Raw genomic sequence first — 11,473 nt, 5'->3', positions numbered from 1 at the left:
CGGACTCGATGGCAGCAGCGAGCGCTCATCCGTTCTTCTTGCACTTCAAGGAGCCCTCTCGTTCGGAGGGCGTGCTTTCAGGCAGCTACAGGAATCACGAAATTCGATTTAGCCCACGCAGCAAAACTCGTCGGCTGCTGACCGGCGACTTTGTTTGCCAGCGCGATCGCATCGCGCGAATCGGAGCCGAGATACGTGTGCGCTTCGAAGTAGGCGAGCATCGCTGCGATGTCCTCGGCGCCCGGGAACCAGCCAGCAAAAACTTCGCGCGGAACTTGCGTGAATGAGAACGCATGGCCTTGGCGGTTCAGCGTGGCGATGATTTCGTTGAAGCTCAAGAAATCGCCGACAAGCGGTAAATGTTCACCATGCCCCGCGAGTTCCGGCTGCGCGAACGCTCCAGCTACGATGCGGCCGAGTTCAGTGATGTCACCCATGTGGATGGCCCGCCGACCGGGATCAAGCGGCAGTACCCAGCCCTCGGTGCCATCGGCTTGTTTCTGCGGAGCCATTGCGCCGAGCAGGTTTTGAAAATAGAACGGAGCGATCACAAACGTGTGGTAAGCAAATCCGGCTTCGCTCACGATACGTTCGACTTTCGCCTTGTCTGTGAAATGCGGGACATGGATCTTGCCGTGGCTGATCGTCTCCACGTTTGGCAGCGTCGACCAGATCAAGTGCTGCACGCCGGCGTCTTTCGCCGCGTTGACGGCGGCGAGTGCCTGCTTGGACTCATCCGCACCGGCTTCCCAAGCGTTGGTTACCAGGAAAACGCCGTGCGCTCCGGTAAACGCAGCTTTAAGTGTTTCCGGACGATTGAAGTCCGCTAGAACGACTTCGTCACCCAGCCCCGGATGCTTGGCCGGATCGCGCGTCAACGCGCGCACTTTGAATTGACCGCTCGCCTGCAGTGCGCGCACAACGGCACCGCCTTGCTGGCCGGTTGCGCCGACGACGGCAATAAGCTTCTGCGTGTTCGACATGGTTGTTCTCCAGTGAGTATGTGTTGAGGCGGTGCTGCCTTACGCAGCAATCGCGGCGCTCTCTTTTTTCGCCGAGGCGATGGCCCCATCGCGTGCCTCGGGACTCATCGCCACACCTTCCGCGCGAATGAAGGTGATATCCGTGATGCCCAGAAAGCCGAAAGCCACTTTCAGATAGGTTTCCTGATGATCGAAGACGGCAGCAGGGGAGCCTTCGCTGTAAATGCCGCCGCGCGATGAAGCGATGACCAGCTTCTTGTCGCCACACAGTCCGATCGGGCCGTGCTCTCCATAACTGAATGTCTTACCGACGATGGAGATGCGGTCGATCCACGCCTTCAGTTGAGACGGAATGCCAAGGTTGTACATCGGCGCGCCGATGACCACGATGTCGGCTGCCAGGAACTCCTCGAGCGCGAGCTGGCCGATGGCTACATCGGACTTCAATGCGTCGTCGATCGGCGCGCCTTGAGCAGCTGCGAGGTGCGCTGCCGTCAGATGGCCGATCGGTGTGGCGGCAAGGTCGAGACGCGTGACCGCAAGGTTGGGATGGCGGCCCTGGAAGGTCGCGACGACATCCGCGGATAGATCACGGCTGACGGAGCCTTGCCCGAGGATGCTGGAATCTACGTGTAGCAGTTTCATGAGACTTATCTCCGAATGGGCTTACTGCTTGAGTGCTTCGGCCGAAATGAGCAGCTTGGTCTTCAGGCTGAAGCCGTACGCCTTGGCATAGTCGACGCCGAAATCGCCGCGATCGAATTCGCCGACTGCGTCGACGCCGCATACTTCGCGCTTGAGCATCGGATGCTGTATGCACTTGAACGAGTTGATCGTCAGCGTCAGCGGTTTGGTCACGCCGTGTATCGTCAGATTGCCGACGACAGCGACCGGCTTGTCGCCCTCGAACTGGATCGTGCCCTTGTAGGTGGCTTCCGGGAACTTCGATGCGTCGAGGAACTGATTCGACTGCACAAGCTGGTCGAGCTTCGTGTTGCCCGTGTGGACCGATGCAATGTCGGTCGTCACTTCCACCGTGCCCGTGTGTGCCGAGCGATCGAGCGTGACCGTACCTTGCGACTTGTCGAACTTGCCACGCCATACCGACACACCGCCGAGGTGATCGGCTTCAAAGCTCGGGTACGTGTGGTCCGGATCAAGCTGATACGTCGACACGCCCGCGAATGCCGAAAACGACAGTGACGCGGCGAGTGCGCTAGTCGCGATCATCAGATGCTTTTTCAAATCAATCTCCTTAAACCATTAAGTTGCCGCGCCCCTGCGCGGAATCGGGTGATGCAATGCCGCCGCGCTTAGTCGGCAGCGCATTGATTCGCCATGCGGGCAGTCCAGAAACGGGCGCCTGCTGCGTGACACCGCAAAAATGCGGATTGAAGGCATTCCCTACAAGACGGTAAAATAGGATTTGATTAATCCATTTTTGGAGAAATCTAATGCTCGACCTGAATGATCTGGCGATGTTCGTCCAGGTGGTCCGCGCCGGCAGCTTCTCTGAGGCGGCGCGGCGTCTGGGCATGCCGGCAAATACGTTGAGTCGGCGCATCGATCAATTCGAAGGGCAGCTCGGCACACGCCTGCTCCATCGCTCGACACGCAAACTCGCGCCGAGCGCGGAAGGTCAGGCACTGTTCGAGCGCTATGCGCCGGCGCTTGATCAGATCTTCGAGATCGAGCGGCTCCATGCAGATATGCAGGCACCGTCCGGCTCAGTTCGCGTTACTGCGATGCTCGGCCTGTTTGAAATCTTCCGCATGGAATGGCTGGCCGAGTTCTACACGCGCTATCCACACATCCGCATAGACTTCCTGCTTGACGATACGCCGACCGATCTGATCGCCGAGCGCATTGATCTGGCGTTGCGCATGGGCATCGAGACCGGTAGCGGTTTTAAGGTACGTCGGCTCGCGTCGAATGCATTGATCCTTGCGGCGAGTCCGGCCTATCTGGAACGGCGCCCTGCGCCGCGCACGCTGCGCGAACTGGCCGAACACGACTGTCTGACGATTTCCAATCGCCAGGGACGCAACACGTGGCGTCTGCAGGGACCGCGCGGTACTCAGGAGGTGTCGATCAACAGCCGGTTCGCAGTCAACGACATGCGAGTGCTAGCGCACGCTTGTGTGGCCGGGCTGGGTATTGCGCTGCTACCTCAGTTGATAACGGAACCCTTCATCGCGCTGGGGCAACTTGTACGTGTGTTGCCAAGCTATCGGCGTGCAAGCACTGAACTCGGCCTGCAGCTGGTATACACAAGCCGCCCACCGGTGCCACCCGCGGTAGCGGTGTTCGCCGATTTTCTATGGGAGAAACTGAGCGAAGTGATGCCAAGCTCTTCGCAGAACTAGGCCGGCTCATAAATAGCAGGTCAGAACCTTAGGTTTCCCCACGTTTTTTATCCGATCGAAAGTGATGCATTCACCGCCAAAAGCCTCAGTCTTACCCCGTCGTCGTTGACCAGCTTCGCTGTTGTAAAGCGCCTCGGCGAAGGCCGGAATCCATGCTTCGCACTGGCCATAGATTTCGGTCTTCGCCGAGGCGCTTTACAACAGCGAAGCTGGTCAACGACGACTAGGTGATCGTCGCGAATCCATATCAATGGATGCATCAACGCAAGCAAGATGGATTCCTCGCTCCCCAAATCCGAGCACATCCATGTGCTCTCCTCGCGTACTCGCTTTCGCAGCAATGACGGCCGTGAGAGGCAGTATTGCCAAAGCCCTCAGAAACGCTCCCCAACCATCTCCTCACTCTTCGCCCACAGCGCCTTCGCACGATCGGCATCCAGCGCATACGGCCTCACGCCGGTGCTCGCCAGATCGAGTTCTTCGCCGATCACCAGCTCGCCAACATGGCAATCCTCGCAATAGCGTCCGCCCACGTCGGTTGCATTCGCGACTGCGGCGGCCCAGACCGTAGTGGCCGCTCCTTGTTCGATCGTCTTCCACTGAAAGAGCGGTTTACCGGCCACCTTGTTCTGCTCGTTGACTTCATCAATGCGCTTTTGAAGGGCAGCCTCATCCATATGACGCGTCAATTCGGTTCGGATACCACCGGGATGTACGGCCGTTGCACGAATGCCATGCTGCTTGTAGCGCCGATCGAATTCGACGGCAAACAACACATTGGCTGTCTTGGAACGACCGTACGCGCCGAATTCGGTATAAGGCGTGCGCGCGAAGTTGGGGTCGTCCAAATTCACATCCGAATAGCGGTGACCCGCTGAAGAGAGGTTCACCAGCCGACTGCCACTCTTCATCAACGGCGCGATGCGATTCACCAGCACGAAATGCCCCAGATGATTCGTGCCGAACTGCAGCTCGAATCCATCCGCGGTGTGGCCAAATGGACAGGCCATGATGCCGGCATTGGCAATCACCAGATCGAAAGACTCGCCTTTCTCCAGCAGTTTGTCGGCACATTTGCGCACGCTGGCCAAGGAACCCAGATCGAGCTCGATCAGCTCAAGGCCACCGGGCGTTTTTGCATCGGCAAGCACACGTTGTGTGGCGGCCTTGGCCTTGGTGACGTCACGCACCGCACCGACGACGTAAGCGCCGTGTGTTGCCAACGATCGCGCCGTTTCTACGCCCAACCCGGCTGATACGCCGGTAATCAGTACACGCTTCCCTGCTAAATCCACGCCCTCGAGCACTTGGTCAGTCGTCGAGGTTGCATTAAATGACTTGCTCATCGTTGCCTCACTGCTTGATTGTTGCGGACCTGGATTGGTTGCCGCGATACCACTGGGCGCCTGGCCGGCTATCATGGCCACTCAACCGGAGACAGCCTCCGGATATTTTATGTGGAGGAGTCCTCCGCTTTTCAAGGGCTGCCTGTGGAAAGGCCAGAAAAAGCTTTAAAAACAACGCGAAAGCCCCGCGCTGATGCAGCGCGCAACCGCCGCCGGCTGGCGGAGATGGCGAAAGCTGCGTTCGCGGAGCACGGGGCGGACGTCAGCCTGGAGGAGATCGCCCGTCGCGCTGGCGTCGGTATCGGCACGCTGTACCGGCATTTCCCTACGCGTGACGCCATCCTGGAGGCGGTCTATCGCCAGGAAGCCGAACAGCTCGGTGAAGTTGCATCGGCGTTGCTTGAAAAGATGGAGCCCGTTGAAGCACTGCGTGCCTGGATGCGGGTGTTCGTCGACTACGTCGCGACAAAAAAACTCATCTTGCCGGCGCTCGACGCTTCGACCTGCGATACGTCGGAACTGAGGGCGTATTCCTCGGGATTCGTAAGAACCTCAGCCGATCTTCTGGTGAAGCGCGCCATCGAAAACAGCGACATCAAGAAAGACGTCCAATCGTTGGACCTTCTGTACGCCTTGTACGGATTTGCGAATACCGACAACGGGCCGGATGCGGTGTCGAGAGCGCATCGTCTGATCGACATTCTTATCGCCGGACTGATCAAGTAACACAGATCGTGCCCATCAAATGCGCTACGCGCAGCACACAAGCAGCAAATTCATTGCGCTGGGTTTGGCGCAGCCAAGTGACGCGAACGCTGCATAGACAAGAGGTATGCGACTTTGAAACAACCCAACGAGTTATTGACCGCTGCCGATATAGCAGCGATGAGCGCCAAGGTTTCCGTTCATGACCTCAACCCCAATGCCATCCGCCACAAGAAGTCCGTTGGCGATGCAGTCGGATTGACCCAGCTTGGCGCGCTCATCATCACGATCATGCCGGGCCACGAGTCATCGGAATATCACCGGCATCTCTACGAAGAGGAATGTCTATACATCCTTTCCGGCCATGGCGAAGCCACGATCGGGGATCAGGTATGCAGCGTGGGTGCGGGTGATTTTCTCGGCTTTGCGCGAGGAGGGCCTGCGCATGTTCTTACCAATACAGGCAATGAGCCGTTGGTGTTCTTCGTCGTTGGACAACGGCTGGAGCATGACGTCTGCGATTACCCGCGCAAAGGCGTGAGACTTTATATAGCCGGTAAGGACGAGGCTTACGTGGATCTTTAAATTAATTTGCGAGCAGACGGTGGCTGCGTTCACGTCCTGCAACTATCCGGCAGGAATGACGCGTGGAAAATGTAATGTGAAACAGGTGGCCTGCGGATTGCTCTGCACTGAAACCGAACCACCGTGCAATTCCATGATGCTTTTGACGATCGACAGGCCAAGTCCGGTGGAATTGGCCGAATCGCTGCGTGAGCGGTCCACGCGATAGAAGCGGTCGAACAGTTTGTCCAGATGTTCCGGGGCGATGCCGCGTCCGGGGTTTTCCACAGAAACGTCCACACCTTGTTCGGTGCTTGCGGCGCGAAGATGTATGGCGTGGCCGGATGGCGTGTAGCGCAGCGCGTTGGAGAGCAGGTTGTTGACCGCGCGGCGGAACAGGTCGCGGTCGGCATGGACGGTAGCGGATGCATCGACATGAATCGTGACGCCGGCTTCGGAGGAAATGCCTTCGAAATAGTCGGCGATGCGATGAAGCTCCTCCTTCGTATCGAGCAGAGCCCGCTGCAGCGCGAACTGCGGGCTTTCGGCACGGGCGAGAAACAGCACGCTTTCGATGGTGCGGCTGACGCGGTCGCATTCTTCGATATTCGAACCGAGCAATGCTTCGTAGTCGGCAATGGAGCGATGCCGGTTCAAGGCCACTTCGTTAGCGCCGCGCAAATTGCCGATTGGCGTGCGGAGGTCGTGCGCAAGGTCCACCGTGAACTGCCATACGCGCGCAAAACCCTGTTCCAGGCGGGCGAGCATTTCGTTCAACGACGTGGACAGGGCGAGCAGTTCGGTGGGCGCATCCTTCAATGGCATGCGCGTGCTCAGGCGCTGGGCGGTGATGGCCGAAGCGCTTTCCGCCATGGCGTGGAGCGGCCGCAGCGCGCGGCGTACGAGCAGATAGCTCAGTGCTACCGCGACCAATAACCCGGTAAGCAGGGACAGGGCGACGTCGCTGCGATACTTGGTGAGCAGAGCCGTGCGGTCCGCCAGCGATCGTGCCACGGCGATGGTGACCGAATCGCCATTCTTCAGCGTGGCAGCGGTGGCGACGCCGCGAACTTCGTCGCCGTTCCGGTCCGTCCAGGATTGAATGCTTTCCGGAACGATGCGCTGGTCGTCGGGAATCACGGGCTGCATGACCAGCTCGTACTCCATGGGCACGTGATCGATCAGCAGGCGCCCATGACGATCAGTCACGCGCAAACCGTTCGCGTTGTCACCGAGCACCAGCGCGATCAGCCGATCCTTGTGCTCGATCACGTCATCGGGCGATTGCAGCTCCTCGGCTAGACGGCGCAGATGCCGAGCATCGAGCATGATATTGGTCTGGTCGTGGATATAAATGCGCCGGGACACCGCCTTGAACAGCAGAAAGCCCACCACGCTGAAGCAGGCCACCGTGATCACCACGAAAGTGATGCTGAGTCGCGCGGTGAGCGAGAGGCGCATTCACTCGTCCTCGTGTTCGAGATCCAGCACGTAACCCATGCCGCGCACCGTATGGATCAGCTTCACGTCGAAGCCGTCGTCGATCTTTGAGCGCAGGCGACGAATGGCGACCTCCACCACGTTGGTGTCGCTGTCGAAATTCATGTCCCACACGTAGGAGGCGATCTGCGTGCGGCTAAGCACTTCGCCACGCCGGCGCGCGAGTAGTTGCAGCAGCGAGAATTCGCGCGGGGTGAGTTCGACGCGCTGGCCGCCGCGCCGCACGCGCCGGCGAACCGCATCGATTTCCAGATCGCCGATGTGCATATGCTCGATATCGCGCGGCGGCCCGCGGCGAAGCAGGGTGCGGATACGTGCCAGCAGTTCCACGAAGGCGAACGGCTTGACCAGATAATCGTCGGCGCCCAGTTCCAGTCCTTTCACGCGCTCTTCAAGCTCGTCCATCGCGGTAAGGAACAGCACGGGCGTATCGCGCTTGGCGCGCAGCCGCTTCAACACCTCCCAGCCGTCCATGCCGGGCAGCATGATGTCCAGCACGATCAGCGCATAGTCTTCTTCGAGGGCGTTGTGCAGGCCGTCGATGCCATTGGTGGCGATATCGACGGTAAAACCGGATTCCTCGAGCCCTTTCTTGAGGTACTCGCCGGCTTTTTTCTCGTCTTCGACAACAAGCAGACGCATAGAGGTTCTCGCCTTGTTCCGGACGAATCATAGCTATATGCCGCACTTGCCGCGATTACAGAATCGTCAGGTGCCTGTCAGTGCCCGGCAAGCACCCGCGATCTAGCCTTCAGCCATCCTCAGCTTCGCAGGCCTTGCGCCTGGTTACGGGTTCGCTATGTGGATCGTTCATCTGGCGCTGCGCCGCCCATACACTTTCATCGTCCTGGCTCTGCTGCTGGCCGTCATCGGGCCACTGATGATCCTGCGTACGCCGACGGACATTTTTCCCAACATCAATATTCCGGTGCTGAGCATCGTCTGGACTTACAACGGCTTTTCCGCCGATGACATGACCAATCGGATCACCACGCCGTTCGAGCGTGCGCTCACCTCCGACGTGGACAACATCGAGCACGTCGAATCGCAGACCGTCAACGGCACATCGGTAATCAAGGTGTATTTCCACCAGGGCGCGGACATCAACCGCGCGATCGCCGAGGCGGTGTCGAGCGCTCAGTCGATCATCCGCGTGCTACCGCCGGGCACCTTGCCGCCCTTGGTGATCTCTTACAACGCTTCCACCGTACCGATTCTGCAGCTCGCGCTTTCCAGCAAGACGCTGTCCGAGCAGGAGCTTTACGACCTGGGCAACAACTTCATCCGCACTCAGCTCGCGACGGTGCAGGGTGCCGCCGTGCCGCTACCGTTCGGCGGCAAGGTGCGCCAGGTCATGGTCGATATCAACTCGCAGGCGATGCAGGCGCGCGGGCTCTCTCCGCTCGACGTCGTCAACGCGGTGAATGCGCAGAATCTGATTCTTCCAGGCGGCACGGCCAAGATCGGCGCGCTCGAATACAACGTCAACATGAATGGCAGTCCGGCGACCGTGGCCGAGCTCAACCAGATGCCGATCAAGGCGACGCCGGGTGGCGTGATCTATCTGCGCGACGTGGCGACGGTACGCGATGGTTTCACGCCGCAGACCAATATCGTGCGCGTCAACGGCACACGCTCGGCGCTGTTGCAGGTGGAAAAGAGTGGTGACGCCTCCACGCTGGACATCATTCGCAACGTCAAGGACCTGCTGCCAAAGATCGCGGCCGGTTTGCCGAAGGCGCTTGAGATCAAGCCGGTATCCGATCAATCGATTTTCGTGAGCTCTGCGGTAGCGGGCGTGGTGCGCGAAGGCGTGATCGCCGCGGCACTGACCGCGATGATGATCCTGCTGTTTCTTGGCAGTTGGCGTTCCACGCTGATCATCGCCATCACCATTCCCCTCTCGGTGGTGACGTCGCTGATCGTGCTGTCTGCACTTGGGCAGACCATCAACATCATGACGCTCGGTGGCCTGGCGCTGGCGGTTGGCATTCTGGTGGACGATGCCACGGTGGCGATCGAGGCGATCAGTCATCATCGCGAATCGGGCAAGCCGCTGATGCAGGCGATCATTGATGCTTCCGCGCAGATCTCGCTGCCTACTCTCGTGTCGACGCTTTCCATCTGCATCGTGTTTCTGCCGATGTTTCTGCTGTCCGGCGTGGCGCGCTATCTGTTTGTGCCGCTAGCCGAGGCGGTGGTGTTCGCCATGCTTGCTTCTTACTTCTTCTCGCGTACGCTGATTCCCACGCTGGCGATGTATCTGCTCAAGCACGAATCGCTGGGCGGTGAAGCGGGAGCAGGGCGGTTCCAGGCGCTGAGCCGTTTGCAGCAGCGCTTCGAACGCGGTTTCGATGCGTTGCATGGCAAGTATCGGAATGTTTTGCACAGCGCCATTGCACAGCCAAAGCGTGTTGCACTCGGTTTCGCGCTGGTATGCGCCGGTTCGCTGCTGTTGATCCCGCTGCTTGGACGCGACTTCTTCCCGACCTCCGACACCGGCGAAATTCGTCTGCACTTGCGCGCCCGCACCGGCACGCGCATCGAACAGACCGCGCGCCTGGTGGACCAGGTGGAGCAGCGTATTCACACGCTGATCCCCGCGTCCGAGCTGGATACCGTGCTGGACAACATCGGCTTGCCGGTCAGCGGCATCAATATGACCTACGACTCATCGTTGCCCGTGGGTTCGTCGGACGCCGATATTCTGGTCAGCCTGAAGGCGAATCACCGCCCGACCGCGCAATACGTGACGCTGCTGCGTGATCGTCTCAACCAGGATTTCCCGGGCATCACGTTCTCGTTCCTACCGGCGGACATCATCAGCCAAACACTGGATTTCGGGCTGCCTGCACCGATCGACGTGCAAATCGTGGGCAAGGACGGTGCAGGCAACCGTCCGGTGGCGCAGAGCCTATTGCGCGCGTTCCGCACGGTACCGGGCCTGGTTGATCCGCGTATCCAGCAACCGGACGATGCGCCATCCATCAACGTCGACGTCGATCGCGTCAAGGCTATCGAAGCCGGTTTTCAGCAGCGCACGATCGCACAGGATCTGCTCATCGCGCTGTCCGGCAGCTCGCAGACTTCGCCTAATTTCTGGCTCAATCCCAAGAACGGCGTGAGCTATCCGCTTATGACCGAAGCGCCGCAGTACACCATCGATTCGCTGCAGGCGCTGGGCAATATCCCGTTGAGCGATGGCAGCGGCACGAGCCAGCAAGGCTTGCCGCCGATCCTGGGTTCACTAAGCAGCTTGTCGCGCACCTCGCAGGATGCGGTGGTATCGCACTACAACGTGCAGCCGGTGATCGATGTCTTTGCGGGTGTGCAAGGGCGCGATCTCGGCGCGGTGGCCGGTGATGTCAATCGGTTGGTGAAACAGGCCGAAGCGCATTTGCCGGCGGGTTCCAGCATTGCCGTGCGCGGCGTGGTGCAGACCATGCAGTCGTCATTCCAGGGCTTGCTGTTGGGCCTGCTGTTCGCGGTGATGTTGGTGTATGCGTTGATGGTGGTGAACTTCCAGTCGTGGGTGGATCCGCTGGTCATCATCAGCGGCTTGCCGGGTGCATTGGCCGGCATCACGTGGATGTTGTACGTCACGCACACCACCGTGAGCGTGCCGGCTTTGACGGGCGCGATCATGTGCGTCGGCATCGCTACCGCCAACAGCATCCTGGTGGTGAGCTTCGCGCGTGAACGTCTAGCGGCCGGCGCCACACCGCTGCAAGCCGCATTCGAAGCGGGCGGCACGCGTTTCCGGCCGGTGCTGATGACTGCGCTCGCCATGCTGATCGGCATGCTGCCGATGGCGCTCGGCCTGGGCGACGGTGGCGAGCAGAACGCGCCGCTCGGACGCGCCGTGATCGGCGGCCTGTTGTTCGGCACGGTGGCCACCCTGGTGTTCGTGCCGACCGCGTTTGCCGCTGTCCATCAATGGCTGCGTGCGCGCCAGGCGGCAGCAAGCAGGCCTGCGCTGCCCGCACCGCAACCATCGGCTTGATTGGAG

General features: G+C 59.8%; 10 protein-coding genes. 4 read left to right on the top strand and 6 right to left on the bottom strand.

Annotated elements, in window-relative coordinates; translation table 11 throughout:
- Positions 1-77 precede the first annotated feature (77 nt).
- Genes ISP18_RS02685 through ISP18_RS02675 form a run of 3 tightly spaced genes read right to left on the bottom strand, consistent with a single transcriptional unit; the run spans position 78 to position 2,228 of the window.
- Complete coding sequence (locus ISP18_RS02685; RefSeq protein ID WP_380016763.1) at positions 78-983, bottom strand: NmrA/HSCARG family protein; 906 nt, start codon at positions 981-983, stop codon at positions 78-80.
- 39 nt (positions 984-1,022) lie between these two features.
- A complete protein-coding gene (locus ISP18_RS02680) occupies positions 1,023-1,628 on the bottom strand; it encodes an FMN-dependent NADH-azoreductase (protein WP_380016761.1) in 606 nt (201 codons plus the stop codon).
- Between the two features lie 21 nt (positions 1,629-1,649).
- Positions 1,650-2,228, bottom strand: coding sequence for a YceI family protein (locus ISP18_RS02675; protein WP_380016759.1), 579 nt, complete (start codon positions 2,226-2,228; stop codon positions 1,650-1,652).
- 209 nt (positions 2,229-2,437) lie between these two features.
- Between ISP18_RS02675 and ISP18_RS02670 the strand changes: the two genes are divergently transcribed.
- Positions 2,438-3,349, top strand: a complete 912-nt coding sequence (locus tag ISP18_RS02670) for a LysR family transcriptional regulator (RefSeq protein ID WP_380016757.1) — start codon at positions 2,438-2,440, stop codon at positions 3,347-3,349.
- Positions 3,350-3,723: 374 nt separating this feature from the next.
- Here the strand turns inward: ISP18_RS02670 and ISP18_RS02665 are convergent, their stop codons facing one another.
- The gene (locus ISP18_RS02665) at positions 3,724-4,695 is read right to left on the bottom strand and encodes an SDR family NAD(P)-dependent oxidoreductase (protein ID WP_380016755.1); all 972 of its coding nucleotides are present in this window, start codon (positions 4,693-4,695) and stop codon (positions 3,724-3,726) included.
- A gap of 111 nt (positions 4,696-4,806) precedes the next feature.
- Here ISP18_RS02665 and ISP18_RS02660 point away from each other — a divergent pair, with 111 nt between their 5' ends.
- The gene (locus tag ISP18_RS02660) at positions 4,807-5,421 is read left to right on the top strand and encodes a TetR/AcrR family transcriptional regulator (RefSeq protein ID WP_380016753.1); all 615 of its coding nucleotides are present in this window, start codon (positions 4,807-4,809) and stop codon (positions 5,419-5,421) included.
- Between the two features lie 114 nt (positions 5,422-5,535).
- Entirely contained in the window at positions 5,536-5,985 is a 450-nt protein-coding gene (locus ISP18_RS02655; RefSeq protein WP_380016751.1) for a cupin domain-containing protein, read from the top strand.
- A 42-nt stretch (positions 5,986-6,027) separates the two neighbouring features.
- On the opposite strand, the gene ISP18_RS02650 is transcribed toward ISP18_RS02655, so the two are convergent.
- The gene (locus tag ISP18_RS02650) at positions 6,028-7,425 is read right to left on the bottom strand and encodes a heavy metal sensor histidine kinase (protein WP_380016749.1); all 1,398 of its coding nucleotides are present in this window, start codon (positions 7,423-7,425) and stop codon (positions 6,028-6,030) included.
- Complete coding sequence (locus tag ISP18_RS02645) at positions 7,426-8,106, bottom strand: heavy metal response regulator transcription factor (RefSeq protein WP_380016747.1); 681 nt, start codon at positions 8,104-8,106, stop codon at positions 7,426-7,428. It abuts the gene before it with no gap.
- Positions 8,107-8,263: 157 nt separating this feature from the next.
- On the opposite strand from ISP18_RS02645, the gene ISP18_RS02640 reads away from it, so the two are divergent.
- Positions 8,264-11,467 carry an efflux RND transporter permease subunit gene (locus ISP18_RS02640; protein WP_380016745.1) on the top strand — a complete coding sequence of 1,068 codons (3,204 nt, stop codon included), beginning with the start codon at positions 8,264-8,266 and terminating at the stop codon, positions 11,465-11,467.
- Positions 11,468-11,473 lie beyond the last annotated feature (6 nt).

The sequence above is a fragment of the Dyella humi genome, from assembly GCF_044904605.1.
Lineage (GTDB): Bacteria > Pseudomonadota > Gammaproteobacteria > Xanthomonadales > Rhodanobacteraceae > Dyella_B > Dyella_B humi.
This window is presented reverse-complemented; position numbering and strand designations above follow the sequence as displayed.

Coding starts and splice junctions, on each gene's coding strand:
- ISP18_RS02685 (WP_380016763.1), bottom strand. CDS start 983: ATGTCGAACACGCAGAAGCTTATTGCCGTCGTCGGCGCAACCGGCCAG.
- ISP18_RS02680 (WP_380016761.1), bottom strand. CDS start 1,628: ATGAAACTGCTACACGTAGATTCCAGCATCCTCGGGCAAGGCTCCGTC.
- ISP18_RS02670 (WP_380016757.1), top strand. CDS start 2,438: ATGCTCGACCTGAATGATCTGGCGATGTTCGTCCAGGTGGTCCGCGCC.
- ISP18_RS02665 (WP_380016755.1), bottom strand. CDS start 4,695: ATGAGCAAGTCATTTAATGCAACCTCGACGACTGACCAAGTGCTCGAG.
- ISP18_RS02650 (WP_380016749.1), bottom strand. CDS start 7,425: ATGCGCCTCTCGCTCACCGCGCGACTCAGCATCACTTTCGTGGTGATC.
- ISP18_RS02645 (WP_380016747.1), bottom strand. CDS start 8,106: ATGCGTCTGCTTGTTGTCGAAGACGAGAAAAAAGCCGGCGAGTACCTC.
- ISP18_RS02640 (WP_380016745.1), top strand. CDS start 8,264: ATGTGGATCGTTCATCTGGCGCTGCGCCGCCCATACACTTTCATCGTC.